At 69.3% G+C, this 21,401-nt stretch carries 26 protein-coding genes; 14 read left to right on the top strand and 12 right to left on the bottom strand.

Annotation, left to right across the window (positions count from 1 at the left end):
• Positions 1 to 11 precede the first annotated feature (11 nt).
• The 5 genes from OG446_RS20145 to OG446_RS20130 all read right to left on the bottom strand — a co-directional run bounded on the left by OG446_RS20145 (position 12) and on the right by OG446_RS20130 (position 5,892).
• On the bottom strand, positions 12 to 1,004 hold the full coding sequence (locus tag OG446_RS20145; protein ID WP_328895350.1) for a C40 family peptidase: 993 nt from the start codon (positions 1,002 to 1,004) through the stop codon (positions 12 to 14).
• A 96-nt stretch (positions 1,005 to 1,100) separates the two neighbouring features.
• A complete protein-coding gene (locus OG446_RS37215) occupies positions 1,101 to 1,556 on the bottom strand; it encodes a hypothetical protein (protein WP_443050173.1) in 456 nt (151 codons plus the stop codon).
• Between the two features lie 101 nt (positions 1,557 to 1,657).
• The gene (locus OG446_RS20140) at positions 1,658 to 3,463 is read right to left on the bottom strand and encodes an alpha/beta hydrolase (RefSeq protein WP_328895349.1); all 1,806 of its coding nucleotides are present in this window, start codon (positions 3,461 to 3,463) and stop codon (positions 1,658 to 1,660) included.
• On the bottom strand, positions 3,460 to 3,834 hold the full coding sequence (locus OG446_RS20135) for a hypothetical protein (RefSeq protein WP_389054761.1): 375 nt from the start codon (positions 3,832 to 3,834) through the stop codon (positions 3,460 to 3,462). The genes OG446_RS20140 and OG446_RS20135 overlap by 4 nt, the downstream gene beginning before the upstream one ends.
• A 255-nt stretch (positions 3,835 to 4,089) precedes the next feature.
• Positions 4,090 to 5,892, bottom strand: a complete 1,803-nt coding sequence (locus OG446_RS20130; protein WP_328895348.1) for a hypothetical protein — start codon at positions 5,890 to 5,892, stop codon at positions 4,090 to 4,092.
• A gap of 152 nt (positions 5,893 to 6,044) precedes the next feature.
• Between OG446_RS20130 and OG446_RS20125 the strand changes: the two genes are divergently transcribed.
• Positions 6,045 to 7,250, top strand: a complete 1,206-nt coding sequence (locus OG446_RS20125) for a low temperature requirement protein A (protein WP_328895347.1) — start codon at positions 6,045 to 6,047, stop codon at positions 7,248 to 7,250.
• 107 nt (positions 7,251 to 7,357) lie between these two features.
• On the opposite strand, the gene OG446_RS20120 is transcribed toward OG446_RS20125, so the two are convergent.
• Positions 7,358 to 8,554: a hypothetical protein gene (locus OG446_RS20120; RefSeq protein WP_328895346.1), complete on the bottom strand. Its 1,197-nt coding sequence runs from the start codon at positions 8,552 to 8,554 to the stop codon at positions 7,358 to 7,360.
• A 284-nt stretch (positions 8,555 to 8,838) separates the two neighbouring features.
• Between OG446_RS20120 and OG446_RS20115 the strand changes: the two genes are divergently transcribed.
• On the top strand, positions 8,839 to 9,609 hold the full coding sequence (locus OG446_RS20115; protein ID WP_328895345.1) for a DUF4232 domain-containing protein: 771 nt from the start codon (positions 8,839 to 8,841) through the stop codon (positions 9,607 to 9,609).
• Between the two features lie 96 nt (positions 9,610 to 9,705).
• Here the strand turns inward: OG446_RS20115 and OG446_RS20110 are convergent, their stop codons facing one another.
• The 4 genes from OG446_RS20110 to OG446_RS20095 all read right to left on the bottom strand — a co-directional run bounded on the left by OG446_RS20110 (position 9,706) and on the right by OG446_RS20095 (position 12,319).
• Positions 9,706 to 10,122, bottom strand: coding sequence for a VOC family protein (locus OG446_RS20110; protein WP_328895344.1), 417 nt, complete (start codon positions 10,120 to 10,122; stop codon positions 9,706 to 9,708).
• Positions 10,123 to 10,207: 85 nt separating this feature from the next.
• Positions 10,208 to 11,191: an alpha/beta hydrolase family protein gene (locus OG446_RS20105; RefSeq protein ID WP_328895343.1), complete on the bottom strand. Its 984-nt coding sequence runs from the start codon at positions 11,189 to 11,191 to the stop codon at positions 10,208 to 10,210.
• A gap of 196 nt (positions 11,192 to 11,387) precedes the next feature.
• Positions 11,388 to 11,780: an AraC family transcriptional regulator gene (locus OG446_RS20100; protein WP_328895342.1), complete on the bottom strand. Its 393-nt coding sequence runs from the start codon at positions 11,778 to 11,780 to the stop codon at positions 11,388 to 11,390.
• A gap of 155 nt (positions 11,781 to 11,935) precedes the next feature.
• Positions 11,936 to 12,319, bottom strand: a complete 384-nt coding sequence (locus OG446_RS20095; RefSeq protein ID WP_328895341.1) for a winged helix-turn-helix transcriptional regulator — start codon at positions 12,317 to 12,319, stop codon at positions 11,936 to 11,938.
• A 101-nt stretch (positions 12,320 to 12,420) separates the two neighbouring features.
• On the opposite strand from OG446_RS20095, the gene OG446_RS20090 reads away from it, so the two are divergent.
• Positions 12,421 to 12,822, top strand: coding sequence for a RidA family protein (locus OG446_RS20090; protein ID WP_328895340.1), 402 nt, complete (start codon positions 12,421 to 12,423; stop codon positions 12,820 to 12,822).
• A gap of 55 nt (positions 12,823 to 12,877) precedes the next feature.
• On the opposite strand, the gene OG446_RS20085 is transcribed toward OG446_RS20090, so the two are convergent.
• Together OG446_RS20085 and OG446_RS20080 are read right to left on the bottom strand one after the other, a co-directional pair.
• Positions 12,878 to 13,801, bottom strand: a complete 924-nt coding sequence (locus OG446_RS20085; RefSeq protein ID WP_328895339.1) for a DUF1963 domain-containing protein — start codon at positions 13,799 to 13,801, stop codon at positions 12,878 to 12,880.
• Between the two features lie 61 nt (positions 13,802 to 13,862).
• Positions 13,863 to 14,306 carry an ATP-binding protein gene (locus OG446_RS20080; RefSeq protein WP_328895338.1) on the bottom strand — a complete coding sequence of 148 codons (444 nt, stop codon included), beginning with the start codon at positions 14,304 to 14,306 and terminating at the stop codon, positions 13,863 to 13,865.
• Positions 14,307 to 14,523: 217 nt separating this feature from the next.
• Between OG446_RS20080 and OG446_RS20075 the strand changes: the two genes are divergently transcribed.
• The 11 genes from OG446_RS20075 to OG446_RS20025 all read left to right on the top strand — a co-directional run bounded on the left by OG446_RS20075 (position 14,524) and on the right by OG446_RS20025 (position 21,400).
• The gene (locus OG446_RS20075; RefSeq protein ID WP_328898352.1) at positions 14,524 to 15,375 is read left to right on the top strand and encodes a Scr1 family TA system antitoxin-like transcriptional regulator; all 852 of its coding nucleotides are present in this window, start codon (positions 14,524 to 14,526) and stop codon (positions 15,373 to 15,375) included.
• Positions 15,376 to 15,386: 11 nt separating this feature from the next.
• Positions 15,387 to 15,578, top strand: a complete 192-nt coding sequence (locus OG446_RS20070; protein WP_328895337.1) for a DUF397 domain-containing protein — start codon at positions 15,387 to 15,389, stop codon at positions 15,576 to 15,578.
• Positions 15,571 to 15,783, top strand: a complete 213-nt coding sequence (locus OG446_RS20065) for a DUF397 domain-containing protein (protein ID WP_328895336.1) — start codon at positions 15,571 to 15,573, stop codon at positions 15,781 to 15,783. Before OG446_RS20070 ends, OG446_RS20065 begins: the two co-directional genes overlap by 8 nt.
• A gap of 76 nt (positions 15,784 to 15,859) precedes the next feature.
• A complete protein-coding gene (locus OG446_RS20060) occupies positions 15,860 to 16,291 on the top strand; it encodes a hypothetical protein (RefSeq protein ID WP_328895335.1) in 432 nt (143 codons plus the stop codon).
• Positions 16,292 to 16,452: 161 nt separating this feature from the next.
• The gene (locus OG446_RS20055) at positions 16,453 to 17,013 is read left to right on the top strand and encodes a hypothetical protein (protein WP_328895334.1); all 561 of its coding nucleotides are present in this window, start codon (positions 16,453 to 16,455) and stop codon (positions 17,011 to 17,013) included.
• A 77-nt stretch (positions 17,014 to 17,090) separates the two neighbouring features.
• Positions 17,091 to 17,771 carry a DUF5701 family protein gene (locus OG446_RS20050; RefSeq protein ID WP_328895333.1) on the top strand — a complete coding sequence of 227 codons (681 nt, stop codon included), beginning with the start codon at positions 17,091 to 17,093 and terminating at the stop codon, positions 17,769 to 17,771.
• Between the two features lie 51 nt (positions 17,772 to 17,822).
• Positions 17,823 to 18,257 (top strand): DUF6892 domain-containing protein, encoded by a 435-nt coding sequence (locus tag OG446_RS20045; protein ID WP_328895332.1) that lies wholly within the window; start codon positions 17,823 to 17,825, stop codon positions 18,255 to 18,257.
• A 70-nt stretch (positions 18,258 to 18,327) separates the two neighbouring features.
• Positions 18,328 to 18,936 carry a hypothetical protein gene (locus tag OG446_RS20040; RefSeq protein WP_328895331.1) on the top strand — a complete coding sequence of 203 codons (609 nt, stop codon included), beginning with the start codon at positions 18,328 to 18,330 and terminating at the stop codon, positions 18,934 to 18,936.
• Positions 18,937 to 18,988: 52 nt separating this feature from the next.
• On the top strand, positions 18,989 to 19,765 hold the full coding sequence (locus OG446_RS20035) for a DUF402 domain-containing protein (RefSeq protein ID WP_328895330.1): 777 nt from the start codon (positions 18,989 to 18,991) through the stop codon (positions 19,763 to 19,765).
• A gap of 279 nt (positions 19,766 to 20,044) precedes the next feature.
• Positions 20,045 to 20,353 carry a hypothetical protein gene (locus tag OG446_RS20030; RefSeq protein WP_072489575.1) on the top strand — a complete coding sequence of 103 codons (309 nt, stop codon included), beginning with the start codon at positions 20,045 to 20,047 and terminating at the stop codon, positions 20,351 to 20,353.
• A gap of 183 nt (positions 20,354 to 20,536) precedes the next feature.
• Positions 20,537 to 21,400: a hypothetical protein gene (locus OG446_RS20025; protein ID WP_328895329.1), complete on the top strand. Its 864-nt coding sequence runs from the start codon at positions 20,537 to 20,539 to the stop codon at positions 21,398 to 21,400.
• Position 21,401 lies beyond the last annotated feature (1 nt).

The raw sequence follows: 21,401 nt of genomic DNA, 5'->3' as shown, positions 1-21,401 counted from the left end.
ACGCTCCCACGTCAGGCCGCCGGCTGCGCGGTCGGAAGGGCCGCGGCACCGTCCTTGGTGACGCGTGTCGCACCGAAGTAGTCGGGCGTGTCGATCTTGTCGAACCGGATGACGGCACCGGTGTACGGGGCGTTGATCATGTACCCGCCCCCGACATACAGACCGACATGGTGAATGGCCCGCGAGTTGCTGAGATCGTCGGAGAAGAACACCAGGTCCCCGGGGAGCAGCTCGTCGCGCGAGGGGTGCGGCCCGGCGTTGTACTGATCGTTCGCCACACGTGGCAGCTCGATGCCGACGGTCCGGTACGCGGCCTGGGTCAGCCCCGAACAGTCGAACCGGCCACCCTGCTCCGGGGTGCCGTTGCCGCCCCACAGGTACTTCGTACCGAGCTTCTTCTGGGCGAAGTAGATGGCGCCCGCGGCCTGCTGAGACGGCTGCACCCGCCCGACGGGCCGGGCGAAGCTCTTCTCCAGGGTCCGGATGATCTTGACGTAGTTCTGCGTCTCCGCGATGGCGGGAACCCCGCCGGACTTGATGACGCGGTACGCACCTGCGTTGTAGGCGGCCAGCATGTTGTCGGTGGGGTCCCCGGGCACCTTCTTCACGTACCCGGCCAGCTCGCAGTCGTACGAGGCGGCGGACGGAATCGCATCGGCGGGATCCCAGACGTCCCGGTCCCCGTCGTTGTCCCCGTCGAGCCCGTGCGAAGCCCAGGTCCCCGGGATGAACTGCGCGATGCCCTGAGCGGCGGCCGGACTCTGGGCCCGCGGATTCCAGCCGCTCTCCTGGTAGAGCTGGGCGGCGAGGAGGGCGGGGTTGATGGCGGGGCAGAGGTTGCCCCACTTCTGCACAAGAGGCTGATACTTGGCCGGCACGGCCCCCTTGGCCAACGCCACGGCCCCGCCCCCGCCACCCGTGAGGCCGGCAGCGGCGGAGTACGTACCGACGACGAGCAGCGCCACGAAGAGCATGGCGACGCCGGCGCCGATCCCACCTGCCATCCAGTATTTCCGCACCCCTCAACCATCCCCCATCGGGGAGGGGTTCATGGGTGTTTTCGACGGTGTGTACGAGTCATTTGGGTCACTGATGGGGCATCAGGATGCGCCGGTGGACCAGAAGTCGGAGTGGACGTTGGGGCGGGGCAAGGGGTAGACGCCCTCGTAGGAGGGCCCGTTGGGCGCCGCGGTGGACTCGGCTACGTCGGACTCCTCCACGCAGGGGCTGTCTACTTCAAAGAAAGCTTGCCCCTGCCCTCCGACGCTCAGCGATACACCGAATCCGTCCTTTGTCTGCGCATAGATCGCGGGCACGTCAACATCCTTGTTAATCGCTTTGATCCTATACCCGCTCTTACGCCAAAAGCGATCTACTACCCCCAAAAGACTACCGCGCCGATGTTCGGAAACAATCGTCATAACGACGCGCATTCGCGACACATCGCAGCTTCCTGAACTGGTCGGACCATGCGCCCAATGAACGGCAGGTTTGACCTCCGCTAGGACAGCATCAAGAATTCCATCTGCACGATCTGCAGCATCCTGCATGTTCATCTTTAGGCGCCCATCCCCGTCAGACTTGCCCAATTCATGCTCGCATCCCACTAGCGGCGCACACAGGAGCAGAACTCCAACTGCGACCGAAACCCTGACCTTCAACGAGACTCCTCCGTCTTGACCTTGTCAGCCCGTCCAGCAGCAATCAAAGCGATACTGTCCGACGACATGGCATCACGCTTCGGGTCGAAATACTGAGAGTGCGCATCGATGGACACCCCATCCCTTCCGATGACCTGAGGCCCCTCGTTCACTGGAAATCGCCTGGCACCGAAGGCCCCACTTGCCGGGTCCCTTCCAAACCACAGGTCGTCGTCGTCTTCGTCAGCCATCCCCCCAAGGAGGTGCGCGCCTACAGGCCCAGTAGCAGCTAGAACAGCAACACCGACTGCACTCTGCTGCTTTGAAGGAAGCTTGGTCACGACATCGTTCTCTGCCGCACCGACGAAAACGTGATCCCTGCCTACACCGAGATCCTCAGCACGATTTACGCCGACTCCCGGGCTCCCAACCAGGACGATGTCGTCAACTCCTGGAAGTCCACCGCCGTGCTGTGTGGCAGCGCCTACTGTGCGCGATCCGTACGAGTGCCCAATAGCTGTGAAGTGGGGATCATCATTCTCATTGGTAGCCGACAGGCCACCCATGAACTGGTGGAATGAACTCCCACCCTTCACTGCTTTCTCGTTCCCCATTACATCAAGACTGCCAAGGCCGTCTGGCGACTGGGGAGCGTCGTAGCCTAGCCAAACAATCGAGGCATTCGAATGGTCGTACTTGCTGACACCCTTGGCGGTGTCCAACGCCCGCTTAAGGTCATTCTTCGCGAAATCCGCATCCAGCGAAGTATTCAACCCCGGCACATAAGCCGAAACATTCCGCGCCGTATCCGGGTTCCCGTAAGAAACGATCGCGCGACCGTTCCCCTCATCACCGATTCCGAGCAAATACATGGGCGGCTGCCGCCCCGCCTGCAACTGCCGATCGATCTCCCGCAACCCCGCCAACCGCGTCTCCGCCCGCTCCCCGTCCTGCCCCTCCAGCTTGCCGATCAGCAGTTGCAGGTTGTCGCGGTTCGCCGTGTCGCGGACCAGGGCCGGGATGCCGTCCAGATTGCCGATCAAGTCCGGGTACACCGCGAGGTACTCCTCGCGCTGTTCGTCCGTCAGGCGCGCCCACCACTCGCGCCGCGCCGCCGGACTCGCGTCGTACGGGATGCCCGACTTCAGGTAACCCCCGGCCACGTCCCGGACCACCGACGCGTCGCCCGCCGCGTCCGTCCACGTCCGGTCCGGGACCTTCAGGCCCTCCTCGGCCTTCAGCTTCCGCAGGATCCTGGCGAACCTCCAGTCGACCTCGGCCGCCGTCCGCACCGCCTTCGCCACCCGGTCCGCGATGTCCTGCGCCTTGGCCGTGTTGGGGTTCGGGGCCACCAGCCCCGACGGCGGCAGCAGCCCCGGCGCACCCTTCGCCGACGCCGTTCCGCCCGCGAGCGGCCTCCCGTCGACCAGGCCCTCCCCCGCCTCCGGATACGTCACCGACCCGTCCGCGTGCACGGTGAACCTCAGCGCCTGCGCATCCTCCAGCGCGTCCCGTAGCGCACGCTGCTGAGCCTTCATCTCGTGCGCGAGGCTGTTCAGCGTCGTACGGACGAGGCCGCACTCCGTGTACACGTACTGAAGGTTCCGGCTCAGCTGCCGCAACCGGCTCACCGCCGCGTCCGCCGCCGCACCCTGCTGCGTCTCGCGCAAACCGTTCAGCAGCTGCTTCTCGATCCGGTCCCGCCCGGCATCGGCCCGATTGCTCGCCTTGCCCCAGCCGTCGGCCGCACCCTCCAGCTCGGCGCAGTTCAGGTCCCGTAACTGCGCCCAGGTCAGCCCGGAGGGCCCCGTCCCCGCCGTCATCGCTCGACCCCTCGCGTCCGCCTCGCCACCGGCGCGAAGGACGACTTCACGGTCTCGTTCGTCTCGCCCTGCGCCCGGGCGACCGCCCGAAGGTTGCCGGCCAGCGCACCGCACTCACGACGCGCCGTCTCGAAGCGCCGCTCCCACGACTCGCGTACGGCACCCAGCTCGGCCAGCGCACTCAGGCCGACCGTCCCCGCGAGCAGCCCCTCGTGCGCGGTCGCCAGCTCCGTCCTCACCGGGCCGAGGTGCACCCCCATCCCCTCCGCGCCCCCGGCGGCCCGCAGCCACGCCCCGTCGCTGTGCCTCAGCTGGTCGCCGCCCGCGGAACCGCCCCCGCCGCCCGCCAGATCACTCAGCCTCTGCCGCACACCACTCACCACTCACCACTCACCCCGGTCCTTGATCGTGGAGCGGCACTGTGCCAAACCCGGCAGCCCCGACACGCCGCGCCTCCAGGCGTGCGGAATCCCGGAAGCGGCCTTCTCCCCCCGCTCCCGGGCCTCCCAGCGCATCGCCTCCGGACGGAGATCACCCGAACGGTGGACCAGCCACGTCCCCGCCACGGACCAGCCACGGACCAGCCACGCCCCGGCGGCAGACCGGCAGCGCGGCTGGCCCACCCGCTACGCCCCGTACGTCCTCGGGTCCTCCGACGCCAGCCGGCGCAACGCGTCGGCCGCACGGTCCTCGGGCGGGGTTCCGTCCTCCTGGATGCACCACATGCGGTACGTCGGCGAGCCGTCCTCCCCCGCATACCGCAGGCTCAGCACGATCTGGTCCAGGTCGCTGAACGCCGTGCCGGCCCAGCTCAGTTCCATGCCCCAGCGGGTCAGCAGCTCCGGCCGGTCACGCAGGCCGGCAACGATCAGCCGGGCGGCCTTGCGGGCCGGCCAGGTCCACGTGTGGTCGTTCTCGGCACGACGGATCTCCGCGTCGTACGCGGCCGCGTCGAAGCGGAGTTCCGGGATCTCCCGCACGTGCAGCGCGGACAGCGGCGGGGGCGGGCACCGCCAGTCGGACCACACCACCTCACCGCCGTCCCGCCGGATCGTGACGTACAGCGCACCGCAACAGCCCTCGGAGCAGTACGCCTCCGCGAGCTCCACCTCCCGCGGCTCCTCCGTCGCCCGCAGCCGGCCGCTGTCCAGCAGCCACTCCGGGCCGTGGACGGGCCCCCGCCCGAACACCGCAGGCACCAGGGGGCGGCCGTCGACCACGATGCGGGCCTCGACGGGGCCCGGTTCGAGGGGATCACGTTCGGCGACCTCGATTCGCAGCCCCTCCGCCGTTGCGGCCGGCCGATGCGCCAACTGCCGCCGGACCCGCCGCGCCCACTCGGCACGCCGCCGCACACCGCCGGGCCGCCCCTGCCCGTCACGGTCCACGACCGTCCGCCATTCGGGCCGGTCCAGGACGGCAACCAGCTCCGCCACCGCGGCCTCCCGACGCCCCGACCCGCCCCAGTCGTGCAGCGCGCCGGCCCCGCCGGCGAGCTCCTGGGCCGCTGACAGCAGCAGGGCGTAGTGGTCGAGGGTGGGCGTCAGGTGACGGGCGGCGCCCCGCGCCAGCGACTCGTACGCCCGAACGGCTTCCCGGTAGGCGAGGATTTCGGGAGTCGAGTCACGCACACAGGTCATCTGGAACAGCAACCAGGCGGCCTGAGCGACCAGTTCCGAGGTCCGCACATGCGGCGTGCCGGCTCGCCCCGAGGATCCTGCGACCGCCTCGTCGAGCTCCAGCAACCGCACCAGCTCTGAGGCCTCCGCCGCCCGCCGGGCGTCCTCCGGCCCGATCGTCCGCGGCAGTGCGACCAACCGCTCCCGCACAGCGGCGTCATCCCCCGCGCCGAGCGCACCGAGCAACCTCCTCAGTTCGGGCTTCGCCGCCTCGTTCCTCAGGTGGATCCGGGCCGCGGCCCGCCGGTCGATGGAGTCGAGTGCGCGGATGACAGGGTGCACGAGGTCCCGCAGCAGCCCCAACGTCTCAAGACACGGCACGTCCTCCGGCTCACCGAGCCGGGTCAGCAGGGCGAGCCCGACGCAGACCGACTCGGCGCTGCGTCCCGTACGGACCAGGCACCGAGCGAGCGCACGCGCCCGTGCCTCGTTCTCCAGCGACAGCCCGCGCACGATCAGGTGGATGCTTCGGTGCCGGACGGCCGGATCCATTGCGGCCAACCGCCGTTGCAGTGTCTCCGCGGCCGAGGCGGCGTCCGGATCCACCAGCAACGGGATCAGCACGTCGGTCAGTTCGGCCCGGGTCTGTTGCCAGCCACGGCGGGGCCGCCTTCCCGGTTTGGTGCGATCGGGCGGTGTCACGTACTCCAGGGACCACAGCCCTTCGGGCTCGGCCAGCGCGACGGACACCGCGCACAGGTACAGCGAGGACCGGGAAGTGAGCGCTCCGCACTCTTCCGGGGCGCTCAACGGGTGGGGTGGTTCTCGATTCCGTACGTCATGCGGCGGAGTCTGGCAGGACCCCGACAGCCGCGCCAGCGGATTTCGTCACCGCCGACGCCCCGGCCACGACGCCCCCGCCACGCCCCCGCCCGCCCCGAACACAGGAAGAATGCGCCCCCATGAGCCATTCGCAACCCTCCCCGCTCTCCCCCGCCTCCTGGCACCGGCCCATGGTCGCCCGCCTGTCCGACGAACAGCACCGCACCGCGACCATGCTGGAGCTGTTCTTCGACCTCTGCTTCGTCACGGCCGTGGCCCAGGCGGCGACCGCGTTCGAGCACGAACTCGCGGAGGGACACATCGGCCACGGTGTCCTCGGCTACGCGATGGTGTTCTTCGCGATCTGGTGGGCCTGGATGAACTTCACCTGGTTCGCCTCCGCCTACGACACCGACGACGTGCCCTACCGGCTGCTCACCCTCGTCCAGATCACCGGCGCCCTCGTCCTCGCCGCCGGGGCGTCACAGGCTCTGCAGCACGAGGACTTCACGGTCATCACCTGGGGCTACGTGATCATGCGGCTCGCCATGGTCACCCAGTGGCTGCGGGCCGCCCGGTCCGACCGTGAGCGGCGTTCCACCTGCCTGCGCTACGCCGTGGGGATCTTCGTCGTGCAGGTCGGCTGGGTCGTACGTCTGGCGCTGCCCGAGGACACCGGCCTCGTCACCTTCGGCATCCTGGTCCTGGCCGAGATCGCCGTACCCGCCTGGGCGGAACGCTCGGCCACCACCACCTGGCACCCGCACCACATCGCCGAGCGGTACGGCCTGTTCACCCTGATCGTGCTGGGCGAGTCCATCACCGCCGCCACCGGAGCCGTACACGCCGCACTCGACTCCCACACGGCACTGGGCGACCTCGCCGCCCTGGTCGTCGGCGGCATTCTCACCGTCTTCGCCCTGTGGTGGCTGTACTTCGCGCGGAGTGCACGCGTGCACGACCGGCTCACCACCCTGCGCACCGCACTTCTGTGGGGGTACGGCCACTACCTGGTCTTCGCTTCCGCGGCGGCGGTCGGCGCCGGTCTCGCGGTCAACGTGGCGCACACGACCGGCCACGGCCACCTCTCCGACCGGGCCGCGGCGGCGGTCTACACCATCCCGGTCGCCGTCTTCGTGACCCTGGTCTGGCTGCTGCACCACCGCCCCGGCGGCCTGCGCCGCGCGGCCGACGTGCTCCACCCCGTCGCGGTCCTCGCCGTCCTGGCCGCCACGTTCGCGCCGTCCCCGGTCCTCGTCACCGGCATCATCACCGCGCTCCTCATCGCCGCGACGCTGGTCCTGTCCGCGCGAAGCAACGCGCGCGGGAACGCGGAGGAGGACTAGACGGAACGCGACGGAGGGCTGAGCGGGACGCGGAGGACAGTCGGACGGGACGCGCAGAAGCGCCGGGCGGGCCGCGCAGAAGGCCGGGCGGGCCGCCGCCCGACGCGTCAGCGGCTGCTCCGCGCCGCCGCCGACTGCCCCGGCAGCACGATCCCCTGTGCCTGGGCGGCCTTCCCGGGGCGCAGGGTCCACGGCACCGGAGAGGTCTCGGTCAGCCAGCCGTCGGAGACGATCCCGCTCACGACGAGGCCGCGCAGCGAGCGCGAGAGCTTCTTCCAGCCCAGCCCCTTGCACAGCTGCCCGTACGAAGGCCCGTGCCCGTGCTCCGTGCGGAAGGCCACGGTGAACTCGGCCGCCTCCCGGCCGCACTCGGGATGCGCCTCCCGCCACGTGGCGTAGTCGCTCGCGGCAGGCCGGGGCGCCGGGACGGGCGAGGGCGCGGACATGAACGCCTTCGCGACGCGCCCGAAGGTCAGACGGCAGAGCGTGCACTGCTCCACGGCCTCCACGTGGCGCAGCAGCGCCGGACTGGTCCCGGACTTCCACTCCGCCCACCGGGCCGGGGTGACCTCCTCCAGTTCGGCGGCGGCCGCCGCCTCCCGCGCCGCCCTGCGCGCCGCCTCCTCGGCCGCGAGCCGCGCGACCTCCTCCGGGGTACGGAACATGCCGGCGAGGTGCCGGACAGCCGGGCCGAGCCGGTAGGTCCGCCCGGAGATCTCGGCCAGGAACCCCTTCTCGATGAGGACGGGCACGGCCGGGTAGCAGGCGACGGGCAGCTCGTCGGGTGCCTCGCCGAGGAGTTCGTCGGTGCAGTACGCGGCCAGGAACAGCGCGGCGAGCCGCGCGGCCGGTGAGGTCTTCTTGACCGGCTTGGCCATGCGCGTACGCATGGCCCATCCCGAGACCTTCGACCGTGTGCCCTTGCCCAGGGGCAGCACGTGCTCCGGACCCGGCGCCATCTCCGGCACGACGATCGCGGCCGGCCTGTCCGGATCCCCGTCGAGCAGCGAGGCGGGCACCTGCCAGCCGGCGGCGGCCAGTTCGCCCACCGCCTGTTCGGGATGGTCCAGCCGCAGCGACCGCAGGTCCGTGCCGGTGAGGTTCCCGATCCCGGCCCGCGCGGCCCGGATGGCCACCACGACGGCGAGGAGTTGCGCATCGACGGTGGTCAGCGGCAGTCGGCTCACGTACGAGAGGAGCTCACGCGCCGCTTCCCCCTGTCGTGGCGTCAGCAGAAACGGCTGGGGCGCTGGAGGCGGAGGCGGCACAGCGGCGGTCTCGTCCGAAAAGGCAGGCTTGGGCACATCACATCTAACGGTGATCACACCGCGGAAGTCACGCGTGACGTGGGCCACACCACCGGGGCTGCGGATGAGCGTACCGAGCAGGGCGTCGCGACCGGGGCCGTACGGGGTGGGTGCCGCCGTTCCGGGGGACGTCAGCAGGACGTCAGGGAGGCGTTAGCAGAACATGAGCGGCGGGCGGGAAGCTTCATATGTCAGCAGGTCAGGAGGGGGAGCGGTTCGCCGCAAGTTCCGGGCCTCGGCAGCAACTCCGCACTCGACCGCCACACACTCGGGGAACTCACATGCGTACGATCCACTCCCGCAAGCGCACCGCCACCGTCGGCGCAGCCGTCACCGCCGTGCTCGCCCTGGCCCTCACCGCCTGCGGTGGGGACGGCGGCGGCACCAAGTCGGCCGGCCCGGCGGACAACGCCGCGAAGAGCGCCGCCTCGGCGGGCGCCTCGCAGCAGTCCGGCTCCGACGAGGCCACCGACACGGACTCCGCGAAGACCGACGGCTCCGCGAAGACGGTCGCCTCCGGCACAGGCACCTCCAAGAGCGGCGCCGCCAAGACCGGCACGACCACCGGCGGCGACACCAGCGACGGTTACGCCTACAAGCACCCGTGCAAGAGCGAGGACCTGTCGGTGCGCGTGTACGCCCGTGAGGGCTCGGCCACCCAGCAGGTGATCGAGGTCAACAACACCGGTGCGAACGCCTGCGGTCTGAGCTACTTCCCGCGGGTCGGCCTGGGCAGCGCGAGCGCCCAGGACCACAGCGGTGACGTCGTCCCGCTGGTCCCGGGCGGCCTGGGCGGCGCCCCCGCCTACCCGGTCAAGCCGAAGACCGCCGCCATCGCGGTGATCGACCTCAACCCGAGCGGCGCGGACGGTGCCCTGACCTGGATCAACGAGCTGAACGTGCTGGCCGACGGCGACCACATGCCCAACGCGGAGCAGCTCAACTTCCCGCTCGGCCCCGACGTGAAGGTCCTCGACCCGAAGCTGGGCCTGTACAGCGGGACGATCGCCGAAGCGGTGAGCTCCATGAAGCAGGCCGACTCGAAGTCCTGACCCACCACAGCCCCCGCCCCACCCCTCGCGAAGCCTCCTGACGGGCCGCCACGGCCTGTCAGGAGGCTTCGCCGTTCCGCAGGTTCGGCCGACGACTCAGCCGACCTGCTTCGGCTGCGTGAAGCGGATGCGGTTGCCGAACGGGTCACGGAGACCGCAGTCCGTACCGTAGGGACGCTCGGTGGGCTTCTCGATGAACTCGACGCCCTGGGCGCGCAGCGTCTCGTACGTCTTGTGGCAGTCGTCCGTGGTGAAGATGACCCAGCCGCCCATCGCCCCCTTCGTCACCAGGTCGCGGACCTGCGCCGCCGTCTCCTCGGACATCGCCGGAGCGCCCGGCTTCTCCAGGAGGATCTGCCGTTCCGGATGGCCGGGGACGCTGACGGCCAGCCACCGCATGAATCCCAGGTCGACATCGGCGGCCACTTCCAGCCCGAGCTTGCCGACGTAGAAGTCGAGGGCCTCGTCCTGGTCGAGGACGTACATCTGCGAGTGCGTGATTGCGTTGAACATGCCGTTCACGCTACGACGACGACGCCGCGAAAACTTATCCGAAACTGCTCAATCGGCACGGCCCTCGGCGGCGGGAGGCAGCGGGCTACTTGGACACGACCCGTCCCACCGCGTCGGGGCCGGTCGTCAGCGCCTCGGACGTGGTCCGCCACGCCGGATCGCCGGGGTGGAGCCGCGTCCGGAGGTAGGCCGCGGTGAGCCCAGCAAGGGCGGCCACGCGTGCGGGGCTCTCGTCGGTGGTCTCGGCGGCGTCGTATCCCGCGATCCCGCCGAGCCCGTGCTCCGCGTCGAACAGGGTGAGCAGGTCCTTGGGCCCGGGGGCGAGGGTGTAGGGGTCGGCGTGCCACTCCGGCCCCATGTCCGTGAAGTGCCGGGAGTCGTCCTTGTCCCCCGCGACGACCAGAGCGGGCGTGGTCATGGTGGAGAAGTCGACGCCACCGATGACCGGCCACTGCGCGGCCATGGGCCCGTTGAAGACCTCGCCACCTCTGCCGGGCGCGGCAAGCAGGACGCCGGCCTTGATCCGGGGCTCGACGAGGTGCACCACGTCCCCGGTTTCAGGGTCGGTGAGCCCCGCACCCAGCAGGAGGGCTGCGGTGAAGCCGCCGAGCGAGTGGCCGGCGAGAGCGATGCTGCTGTGGTCGATCCGCCCGGCGAGTTGCGGCACGGCGTCCTCGATCACGTCGAGCCGGTCGAGGATGTGCGTCATGTCCTCGGCGCGGGAGCGCCAGAAGTCGGGCGCCCCGGGGGCGTCGGCCACCAGGTGGCTCAGCGTCCTGGAGGTGAGGTGGGTGGGCTGGACGACGACGAACCCGTGGGCGGCCCAGAAGTCGGCGACCGGCGCGTAGCCGTTGAGCGAGGAGAGGTTGTTCGAGGGGCCGTGGCCGTGGGAGAGGAGGAGGACCGGGAGGGCGGTTCCGGTCGCGGGGGCGGAGACGCGCACCTGGAGATCCACGGGACGGCCGGGTACGGAGAGGGTCACGGGGCTGAAGGACAGGACCGGGGCGGGCGCACCCAGGGCTTCGAAAGTGCTACCGCTGCTGGTGGTTGTGGATGCGGATGTGCTCACGGCGAGGGCTCCTTCTCGATGGCACCTGCCGCTCGCGGGTCTCCTTCGACCGGCGGCGGGCATGGTGGTCAGGGACGTCCCGTGTCAGCTCGGACAACAAAAAGCGGAACGTCGCTCCATTTAGTATCCGGAACGCTGCTCCGCTTTGTCAATCGACCGAAGAACACCCCCCTCCCGGCCCCGGCCCCGGCCCCGGTCAGAGACTCGGCCGCGTCCACGCCATCGTGAAGCACGTAGGAACGCCGGTGACCACCGCTTCCTTCCGGTACGCCCTCGGCGACCGGCCGACGATCTCCCGGAACGTCCGGCTGAACGTCCCCGTACTGCCGAAGCCGACCTCGTAGCAGATGTCCGTCACGCTCCGGCCGGTCTCCCGCAGCAGGAACATCGCCCGCTCGACCCGGCGCCGCTGGAGGTAGCGGTGCGGCGTCTCGCCGAACGTGTCCCGGAACGTGCGCGAGAAGTGCGCCTCGGACACATGGGCGAGCCGGGCAAGGGCCGGCACGTCGAGCGGCTGGGCGTACGCCCGGTCCATGGCGTCCCGAGCCCTGAGCATGCGGCGGTTCGACTCCTCGGAGGCACGGCTCATCGTGCGGCACCTTTGCCTGCTTCGCCCCCCACTCTCGGGGGTTGCGCGCATGAAGTGGTCATGAGATCCCCAATCGCCCCTCGGGGGAGAAGTCGAGAGTGAAGCGAATGAGATGACGGCGACCGGCCGGACGGGACGGCGCCGCCCCGCACCGGTCAGGCGTCGAAACGGCCGCGCGCGCTCTCGATGTGACCGAGGTGCTGGTGGGTCCAGCCGCATATGGCGTCGACCGCGGCCAGCAGGCCCCGGCCCGGCTCGGTGAGGGTGTACTCGACTCGCGGCGGCACGGTGGGGTACACCTTCCGGTCGACCAGGCCGTTGCGCTCGAGCATGCGCAGGTTCTGGGTGAGCATCTTGTGGCTGACACCCTCGACCTCGTTCCGCAGCTCGCTGAAGCGCAGGGTGCGCTCGCCGAGCGCTTCGATGATCAGGAGCGCCCATTTGTTGGCCACGTCCGAGAAGATCTCCCGCGCCAGGGAGTCCGCCCGCCGCAGGTCGGCGTCCTCGGGCAGGCCCTTGAGCAGTTGCTTGGTCACCATGAGGTTCCTCAGTCACCGAAAAGTGCGTTCTTCCAGGTCAGCCATCACTCTCTTACAGTTCCCGAGTAACCACAAGAGAGCGGACCGAGAGGGCGACCACCATGGCCACCATTGATGTCTTCAGCTATGACGTGCCGGCCGAGAGCGACTTCGGATACTCACAGGCGATCAGGTCCGGCGAGCTGGTCCACGTATCCGGACAGCTCGCCTTCGACGAGGCGGGCGAGTTCCTCCACCCGGGCGACTTCACCGCCCAGCTCAAGCAGACCTACGCCAACATGGACAGGATCCTGGACCACTACGGTGCGACCCGGAGGCAGATCGTCTCGCAGACCCTGTACTTGGTGAACCTGCGCCAGAACGCCGCGGCGACGATGGACGGCAATCTGCGGTACTTCGGTGACCACCGCCCGGCCAGCACGGTCCTGGGCATCACCGAACTGGCCCTGCCCGGACAGCTCGTCGAGATCAGCTTCGTCATCGACACGAAACTGCCCGCTTGAGGCCCGCAACAACCGTCGCCGCCCCTCCCGGGAGGGAGAGGGGCGGCGAACCCGGTCACACGACCACGAAACTGGTCACGGCCAGCGCCTTGTCCACCCGAGCGGCGGCCAAGTCGTCGTGGCGGATCACAAAGGACGTGCAGTACTCCTCGTAGACCCGGCCTTCACCCGCGAGCGATATCCATTCACCCGTCTGCCGGTGCTTCTCCTCCTCCAGGTGGGAATACCACTTCGCCGTCGGGATGGCCGGCATCTCGCCTGCCAACTCGCGTCCCGCGAGGACCTGCTCCGCAATGCTGTTGATCACCTCGTCATCGGCATACCCGCCGATGGAGACGTAGCCGCCGGACGGCCAGAGGCCGTGGGCCAGATCCCGGAGTTCGCCCAGGTTCGGCAGTTCACGCTCCATGTACCGGAACAGCTGCTGCTGGAAGGGCGACATGTCCTCCCAATCGAGATCCTCCCAGAACTCGTGCCAGTCCTCGTCACCCTCCTGGAGCCACAGGGGCAGTTCGGCTGCGAGCTCGACGCCGACGTCGAGCCGCTCGCGGACACAGAGGGAGCCGGGGGCTTCCGCGACCGCGGTTTCGGTGCCGTCCGGTACGTACACGACGCGCGCGTACTTCCCCGAACCGTCCTCGTGATCCATCTCCTGGTTCACGAAGAAGAGCAGCGTCCCGTCCGCCGGGAGGTCGAAGCCCTCGACTCTCGGCAGCGCCCCGCAGTCGACGGCAAGGAGCAACGGCAGCGGAATGTCCCCGGCGGTCGGCCACTTCATGCCCACCGGCAGCCGAGGCAACCCGCCGAGCTGCCCGACCGGAGAATCACCGCCCACGGACAAGCCGATCGACAGACGAAGGTGCTGGCTGAATCTGCTGATCTCGTCGTCCGGGATGCCCGATTCAAGTGCTGCCCGACGAAACTGTCCCTGATGATCCATGCCGAAGAAGGTAAACCCATCCCAACCGGGCTGGGCCATCGTTGTGTTGATGGGCGAGTTCTGGCTCAGCTGCGGAGTCGGCGCGTCACGGAAGATCGGCCTACTGCCCGTCCGGCTTGCCGACGCATTCCACCCAGAGCATCTTCCCTCCCTGCCCGGGGATCCCGCCGCGCATGGGGTAGGCGCCCCAGCTCTCCGCGTAGAGCGTGACGAGATAGAGGCCCCGCCCGCGCTCGGCGAGTTCCTGCGGAGCCTGCGCGCTCCACTGGAAGGGGGCAGGGATGTGGGGTTCGGTGTCCCAGACGCCGAGGCGGATCCGGCTGCGGCCGGCGTCGCGGATGCGGAGGGAGTACGGCCCCGAGGAGTGCCGGTAGGCGTTGGTGACGAGTTCGCTCGCCAACAGTTCGGCGGTTTCGGTGAGTTCTGACATGCCGTGCACGCGGAGCACGTGACGGAGGGTGGCCCGGGCGACCCCGGGGGCCCGGGGATCCTGCGGGAGTTGGAGGGTGTACGTCCAGGGCGGCGCTACGGTGGCCGTGGGCATGGAGTTCTCCGATCACGAGGGACGGAAGGCGTCGATGAGGTGTCCTGGGGTGCCCGGTGACGAGGTCGCTCCGTCGAGCGGGGTGCTTCCGGGCGGGTGGCCTGAGACCGAGATTAGGTCGCCGCAAAGATTCCTTGCACCCATAGACCGGAATCCTTGCACTGAACCACTCGTGTGAGTGACCAATCAACGGGACGTATTGCAAGGGGAGTTCGATATGGCAGGCAGGGCCGCCCCCACCGCACGCCGCACACGGCTCGGCGCCGAACTACGCAAATTGCGGGAGCGGGCCGGCATGACCACCACGCAGGCGGCCGACCTCCTGGGTACGAGTTCAGGGCAGCTCAGCAACATAGAAGTAGCGCGCTTCGGGGTGAGCGCCGATCGCGTCCGGGTCGCGGCCCACACGTACTCCTGCACAGACCAAGCTCTGGTCGAGGCCCTCGTTTCCATGACGACTGACCGCAAGCGCGGCTGGTGGGAGGAATATCGCGAGATCCTGCCGCCCAAGCTGCTCGACCTGGCCGAGATCGAACACCACGGCACCAGCCTGCACGCGGCACACAGCATCCACATTCCCGGCCTGCTCCAGACCGTCGACCACGCCCGGGAGATCTACCGCCAAGCCGTTCCGGCGTTGTCCCCGCCGGAGATCGAGCACCGGGTCTCGTACCGCATCAAGCGCCAGGCCGTACTCCACCGCTCGAATCCCTCGCCCTACCGGGCAGTCATTCACGAGGCCGCACTCCGCATGAGGTTCGGCGGCAAGGAGGTCGCCCGCAGCCAGTTGCACCACCTGCTCAAGGTGAGCGAGCTTCCTCACGCGTCCATCCGCGTGATCCCTTTCGAAGCCACCTACTATCCGGGCTCGGGGCAGTCCCTGTACTACGTACACGGTCCGGTACCCGCACTCGACACCGCACAGCTCGACCAGTCGCACGGGCCGGTGTTCATCGACGCTGAAGCGCAACTCTGCCAGTACCGCCTCCTCCTGGAGCGCCTCGAAGCGGCTTCCTTGAGCGTCGAAAAATCCCAGGAACTCATCCACAAGGTCGCCAAGGACCTGTGAACGGAGCCACGATGTCCCAGCACACCTGGCAGAAGTCGTCGTACTGCGCACAGGGCGAAGCCTGCGTTCACGTGGGCACCGACCGACGCGGATCCATAGGACTCACCGAATCGGGCGACCCCACCGGCGCCATACTCCGCACGACCCCCACCGCCCTGCGCGCCCTCCTCCGCACGCTCAAGGAGGAGCACTCCCATGACTGACGCCCTCACCTGGACGCGGGCCGCCCCCGAGGACGAATCCGGCCCCGGCCCCTGGATCGAGATCGCCTTCGGCGAGGGCGACGACCTCGTGTATCTGCGCGAGACGAGCGACCCCGAGAACGTGGTCACGACGACCCGGGCCAAGTGGGAGGCGTTCGCGAAGGGCGTCCGGGCAGGCGAGTTCGACCACTTCGTCACTGGCTGAACACCGCTGCGGAACGAGGAGCACCGGTTCCCGCCGGTCACTCGTACACAGCGGAGCCCACCGGTACCGTCCCCCCATGCCCCTGAGCCACCTCACTCTCTCGTCGCGCCGAGGCATCGCCCTCACCGAACTACGACTCCGGTCGACCTACGCCGGGCTGCTCGCAGGCGTGCCGACGAAGCAGGTCAACGACCGGAGGATCGCCCACCTCCTCCGTACCGCCCAAGAGGCCTATCCCGGCCGGCCCGTCCACCTGATACCGCCCGAAGTCACGGCGCGGGGCCGGACCAACCACCGCGGCGAGCCGGTCGAGGACCTGCCGCCCGTCGCCTGCATCGGCGCGTTCGACTCGGACGAGATCGACCCCGCCCACAACTCGGGCTGGTACTTCTCCGCACTCGTCGTCGTCTGGTTCCAGGCCACCGCCGACCCGCCGACGGACGACAACGCGCCGCCGGGCCTGCGCAGCCTGCCGTGGGACGAACTGGCCCGGGACTTCGAGGACTGAGGACCGCCACTCGGCCGGGCGGCGCGGAACCGCATGCCGCGGGATGACGGCTGCTCCCCCGGGCGGCTGAGGCATCCGAGGCCTCGCCTCCTCCCCGCAGGGGCACCGAACTCACCTTTCGGACCGATGAGACGGGTGGATACGCACGCCAGGCTGACGTCATGCGACCAAGACAGCGCGCCCACTCCACGACCGATGCCACCACCGCTTCGTCCGCTCCTCGTTGGGCCGTCCGCTCCGCACACCTGGCCGCCCTCGTGGTCCTTCCGACCGGCCTCTGGCGCATCGCGCTCGTCCTCGGCCTCCCGGCGGGCTACACGGCCGAGGGGTTCGTGGGCTTCGAGACCCCGAGCGCGAAGGTGTGGATGCTGTTCCTGAGCGTGGCCACCGAGTTGCTGGCCCTCCTCACCATCGGCCTGGTGCGCCCGTGGGGCGAAGTGCTGCCGCGCTGGCTCCCGCGCGTGGGCGGTCGTACGGTCCACCCCCTGGCCGCCACCGTGCCTGCGCTGATCGGAGCCGTCTGCCTCACCGCGCTGTGGGCCCCGATGGCGTGGTGGTGGACCTTCCCGCATGCCGACATGACCCACACCGGCCGCAAGGTCGTCGGACTGCTGTACCAGCCGCTCATCCTCTGGGGCCCGTTGCTCGGCGCGGTCGCCGTGTCCTACTACCGTCGGCGTACGGGAGGCAGCCCGCCGGCCGGGCGTGAGACGCACAGGTGAAGGGAACGTTCCGCCAGGACCCCCTCGTTACGGCTACGGCCGTACACATCACCACCCGCAGCCGCCCGAGGACCAACGTGCCCGAACCCACCCCCGTAACCGCCGCCGCGCTCCCCGCGCTTCCGCCTCTGAGTACGCAGGCGGAGACGCTGATCGAGCTCGGGGTGCACGAGATCGCCGGCCTGTCGGCTGACGGCATCCGCGCGTTCGCCAGGACGGCCGAGTCCGAGGACGGGGGAGGCGGCGGCCTGCTCGCCGTCCACCCGGACCGGGCGCCCGCATCCACACTCGCGCCGCTGCTCCGACGCGACGGCAAACCGGGCTTCGTCGTCGTCGACATGCCTGACGTCGACCTCTTCACTCCGCTCGACACCGTCGCGGTCCCCGACGCCCCGCTCTACGTCATCGGTGGCGTCGACCGCGGCGACCACATGGCCAACTGGAGCCCGGACGAGGCCCTGCCCGCCCTCACCGCGCAGGACCGCACCCCGCTGCTCCTCACCGAGGGCATCCACTGGGTGCTGCAGCAGCCCGCCGCCCTGGAGCGCAACCACTGCTTCATGACCATCGGCTCCCGGCTGCGCAAGCCCAACGGCGCCCTGGACGCCCGCACACCGGCACTCTGGATCAGCAACGGCACCGGCCGCGACGGCCGGGAGCGGCGGAACGCCCCGAAGGCCGGCTGGTGCTGGGCGGGCAACCGGCACACCTGGCTGGGCTTCGGCTCCACGACGGGCCGCCACCTCCCGGCCGCGTAGCGAGGCGGCCCACGCGGACCGGCTGTCACACCCGCTCGCTACGCTCACGGCATGCCTGCCTTCCGCGACTTCAACTTCAAGCTCCTCGTCATCGAGCAGCTCATGTACAACGACGAGACCCTCACCCCGGTGTTCCGCATCGCCGACTGCCTGAAGGCCAAGGGGATCGACGACCCGCAGGGCTACGCGTACGAGAACGACCTCGACCACACCGTGCTCGCCGAGGCCCGCGCGCACTTCGAGGCGCTGGAGATCAGCACGGAACTGCTCGCGACGGTCGAAGTGCTCACCCTCGACGGCGGGCTCGAGGTGTACCAGGAGTGCTCCCCGGTCTGGGACGGCGAGGACGAGCTCTACGACGTGGGCTCGCTCGACGACCTCGACCTGCTGCCGAACCTCCGGCTGATCTCGGGTGTCGACGACTGCGGGATGGGCGCCGCCTTCGACCACGAGGTGCTGGCGGCCCGGGGCATCGCCACCGACTGAACCGGTTGGCGCACGCGTATACCCCCGTCCAAGCCCCGCCTCGAACCACTCCGCCCCGGAGACTCACGTCATGCCTCTCACCACACACCTCGGAACGCGCCTCGGACGGACAGCCGCAACAACAGCCCTCCTGGCGCTCACCGTGACCGCGTGCGGTACCGAGCGCCCCGGGCAGCAGGAGGCCCGGTCGGCCGTTCCGCGGCCGTCGTTCACCCCCCGGCCGATGTGCGCCCAGCCCACCGAAGCTCCTTCGAAGCAGGCCTCCTCCTCTACGCCCACGCCCACGGCGACCGCCGCGACCGGAACACCGCACGGGGGAGACAGCGGCGACCGGCCGCCCAACTACGGCGACAACCACGCCTACCGCATGGCGGGCGAACTCAGCCCCGACAAGCGCGCCAAGGGCGAGGCATCGGCGAAGCTCATCCGGTACGAGCTGGAGAAGGCCCGGAAGGAGGGCGACGTCAGCAAGAAGCGGATCACGGCCGCCCTGGCACACCTCGGCTGCGGAAAGGAGCACGGCGTCTACATAGGGGACGGGCTCTACAGCGTTCACACGGGGGACGTGTGCGTGTCCGGCCGGCTGACGGCGAAGGAACTGACCATCGGGGTGCACAGCGCCTACGCCGAACCGCAGCCGGGTACGGGTCCGTGCGTGGAGAACCGGGGAGGCCACTGACAAGGTGGCCGGGCACGTGTCCGGGAGCGTCTCCGCGGGCATGATCAAATGCATGAAAACGGGCAAGAGGGACGCCGTCGGCAACGGCACAGGAACCGGGACGAGAACCGGCACGGGAACGGACAACACAGGAGCCCACGCACGCAACCCCGTCAGCTCCGGCCTCAGCGACGAACCGGGGCAGATCCTGCACTGGAACTTCTTCATAGGCGGCCACCTGAGCGCCTCCGTACCCGTGCGCCTCGTCGAACGCACACCCGAAGGCCAGCTCGTGTGGATGGAGACGGGCACCCCGATGTGGTGCACGGCCCTGCCGCGCGACGCCACCCACCTGCGGGACATCGCCCCGCACGAACGCCCCGCCGAGGGCTACCCCGTGGTCGCCGGCCGGTGGCCGATGGGCAGCGCACTCTTCTACCAGCCGGCGGGTGCCGCGCACTCCGTCCTGTGGCTGTTCGGCCGCAGACAGAAGTTCCGCGGCTGGTACGTCAATCTGGAGCGCCGCGTCCACCACGGCGCGGACATCGACATCGCCGACCACGAACTCGACATCAACGTGGCCCCGGACCGGACCTGGCAGTGGAAGGACGAGGACTCCTTCGCCGAGAAGACCGGTCATCCCGCGTACTGGAACGCGGAGGAGGCCATGGCCATCAGGACCGAGGGGAACCGCGTGGCACGGCTCGCGGAGGCCGGAACCTTTCCCTTCGACGGGTCATGGTGCGATTTCCGGCCGCCGCCGGCCTGGCGGACCCCGCCCCGCCCACCGGTCCCCCGCCACCCGCTCCTGACGCGGACGGCCGCCCCGACCTCCCCGCACATCCCCTGATGGGTGCGGTTCGGCTCTCCTCGCAGGTCTCGGCCAGGGTGGCGCGATGGCAATCATTGCCCGGCGTCACCCTCCGTGATACACAGAGTAACCAGACACAAATCGCTCACACACCGATTCGATCCGCAGGTCAGGGCGGCCAGACCGGTCATATGTACGAGATCCGGGTAAAGAGAGCCGCCAAGTCGTCGTACGAGAGCAGTTTCATCAGCGAAGATAGAGGGTGACCCGTGCCATGCGGCACGGGTACCGAACTACCCAACAGGGGCGGTGACTTACATGATCCTGGCAGCTGAAAAGGGCGACATCACCACCATCATCGGCGGAATCGCCCCGAACTGGGGGCCGTTCGGCACCTTGGGCAACGAGGCTCGCGTGATGATCGAGGTCGTGATGGCTATCGCGATCCTGCTCTGTCTCGGCATCGCGGTGTGGGGCGCGGCGAAACAGCGGATCGGCGCGACGGCCCTGCGCGACACGTTCAGCGCGGAACAGGGCAAGGGCCTGATCGTCGCGGGCCTGACCGGTGTGTTCATCATCGGATCGCTGGGAACCGTGTTCACCATCGTCTACGGGATGGCCGTCTAACCGGCCGCCGGCCCCTGACCGGGGGTCAGCCCCGCCCACCCCTCACCATCCGTCCGTCGTGCCCACCGGCAGAGGTTGCGTCCCCCTGATGTCGAGTCACCACACCGCGTCCACGCGGAGAGCAGCACGGCTACCGTCGTACAGAGGCACGATTCAGGCAACGGTTGAGGGGGCGTACGCAGCATGAGTCACGACGACGGCTACGGCAGCGACTCGGGGCGTACGGGCGACGGCTACAGCACGATCGGCGGCACCCGCCAGACCCGCACCCGCCTCCCCGACGGCGAGGACGGCGACGGCTACGCCCCCCGCCGCCCGGCCCGCAGCTCGCGCTCACTGGTCACGGTCGTGGGCGTGATCGTCCTGCTGCTCGGAGCGATCGCGTTCGCCAACATGGGCGGAGGCGACGGGAACGGCGGAGACGGTGCGTCGGGGAGCAACGGCAAGAAGGCTGACGCGACGTCGACGGCGGCCACGGGGACGAAGCCGGTGACGGGGAAGAACGGCGCGATTCCGTCGGGGTTCGCGCATGATGAGCAGGGGGCGCAGAGTGCGGCGGCGAACTACGCTGCGGCCTTGGGCTCAGACAGCATGTTCAACGAGGACAGCCGACGTGAGATCGTCCAGGCCCTTGCTGATTCGAGCACCAGAGCCCGCCTCCAGACCGGCTTCGATGCCGACTACTCCCAAGCGTTCTTGGCCCAGATCGGTCTCAACGCCGACGGAAGTGCGCCGGCAGGCTCAACATTCGTCAACCGAACCATGCCGGCAGGCACAAACGTTAAGCAGTACACCGCGGAGACCGCAGACGTAGACGTGTGGTGCACGGGCTTGTTCGGTCTCACGGGCGAGAAGTCCACCAAACCCGTTACCAGTGGCTGGTTCACAGTGACGATGAAGCTGAAGTGGGACGGATCGGACTGGAAGATCCTAGAGACAGGGCAGAAGCAGGGGCCGACGCCCGTCACCGGCGACAATCCCGTTTCCGGATCCGACGAAATCGCGGAAACCGTGAATGGATTCGGAGGGTTCACGTATGCCCGGTAAC

Source organism: Streptomyces sp. NBC_00236, assembly GCF_036195045.1.
Classification (GTDB): Bacteria; Actinomycetota; Actinomycetes; order Streptomycetales; family Streptomycetaceae; genus Streptomyces.
The sequence above is the reverse complement of the archived record's forward strand: the minus strand, read 5'-3'. Positions and strand labels throughout refer to the sequence as shown.

Coding starts and splice junctions, on each gene's coding strand:
- OG446_RS20145 (WP_328895350.1), bottom strand. CDS start 1,004: ATGGCAGGTGGGATCGGCGCCGGCGTCGCCATGCTCTTCGTGGCGCTG.
- OG446_RS37215 (WP_443050173.1), bottom strand. CDS start 1,556: ATGAACATGCAGGATGCTGCAGATCGTGCAGATGGAATTCTTGATGCT.
- OG446_RS20140 (WP_328895349.1), bottom strand. CDS start 3,463: ATGACGGCGGGGACGGGGCCCTCCGGGCTGACCTGGGCGCAGTTACGG.
- OG446_RS20125 (WP_328895347.1), top strand. CDS start 6,045: ATGAGCCATTCGCAACCCTCCCCGCTCTCCCCCGCCTCCTGGCACCGG.
- OG446_RS20115 (WP_328895345.1), top strand. CDS start 8,839: ATGCGTACGATCCACTCCCGCAAGCGCACCGCCACCGTCGGCGCAGCC.
- OG446_RS20110 (WP_328895344.1), bottom strand. CDS start 10,122: ATGTTCAACGCAATCACGCACTCGCAGATGTACGTCCTCGACCAGGAC.
- OG446_RS20100 (WP_328895342.1), bottom strand. CDS start 11,780: ATGAGCCGTGCCTCCGAGGAGTCGAACCGCCGCATGCTCAGGGCTCGG.
- OG446_RS20095 (WP_328895341.1), bottom strand. CDS start 12,319: ATGGTGACCAAGCAACTGCTCAAGGGCCTGCCCGAGGACGCCGACCTG.
- OG446_RS20090 (WP_328895340.1), top strand. CDS start 12,421: ATGGCCACCATTGATGTCTTCAGCTATGACGTGCCGGCCGAGAGCGAC.
- OG446_RS20085 (WP_328895339.1), bottom strand. CDS start 13,801: ATGGCCCAGCCCGGTTGGGATGGGTTTACCTTCTTCGGCATGGATCAT.
- OG446_RS20080 (WP_328895338.1), bottom strand. CDS start 14,306: ATGCCCACGGCCACCGTAGCGCCGCCCTGGACGTACACCCTCCAACTC.
- OG446_RS20075 (WP_328898352.1), top strand. CDS start 14,524: ATGGCAGGCAGGGCCGCCCCCACCGCACGCCGCACACGGCTCGGCGCC.
- OG446_RS20070 (WP_328895337.1), top strand. CDS start 15,387: ATGTCCCAGCACACCTGGCAGAAGTCGTCGTACTGCGCACAGGGCGAA.
- OG446_RS20065 (WP_328895336.1), top strand. CDS start 15,571: ATGACTGACGCCCTCACCTGGACGCGGGCCGCCCCCGAGGACGAATCC.
- OG446_RS20060 (WP_328895335.1), top strand. CDS start 15,860: ATGCCCCTGAGCCACCTCACTCTCTCGTCGCGCCGAGGCATCGCCCTC.
- OG446_RS20055 (WP_328895334.1), top strand. CDS start 16,453: ATGCGACCAAGACAGCGCGCCCACTCCACGACCGATGCCACCACCGCT.
- OG446_RS20045 (WP_328895332.1), top strand. CDS start 17,823: ATGCCTGCCTTCCGCGACTTCAACTTCAAGCTCCTCGTCATCGAGCAG.
- OG446_RS20040 (WP_328895331.1), top strand. CDS start 18,328: ATGCCTCTCACCACACACCTCGGAACGCGCCTCGGACGGACAGCCGCA.
- OG446_RS20035 (WP_328895330.1), top strand. CDS start 18,989: ATGAAAACGGGCAAGAGGGACGCCGTCGGCAACGGCACAGGAACCGGG.
- OG446_RS20030 (WP_072489575.1), top strand. CDS start 20,045: ATGATCCTGGCAGCTGAAAAGGGCGACATCACCACCATCATCGGCGGA.
- OG446_RS20025 (WP_328895329.1), top strand. CDS start 20,537: ATGAGTCACGACGACGGCTACGGCAGCGACTCGGGGCGTACGGGCGAC.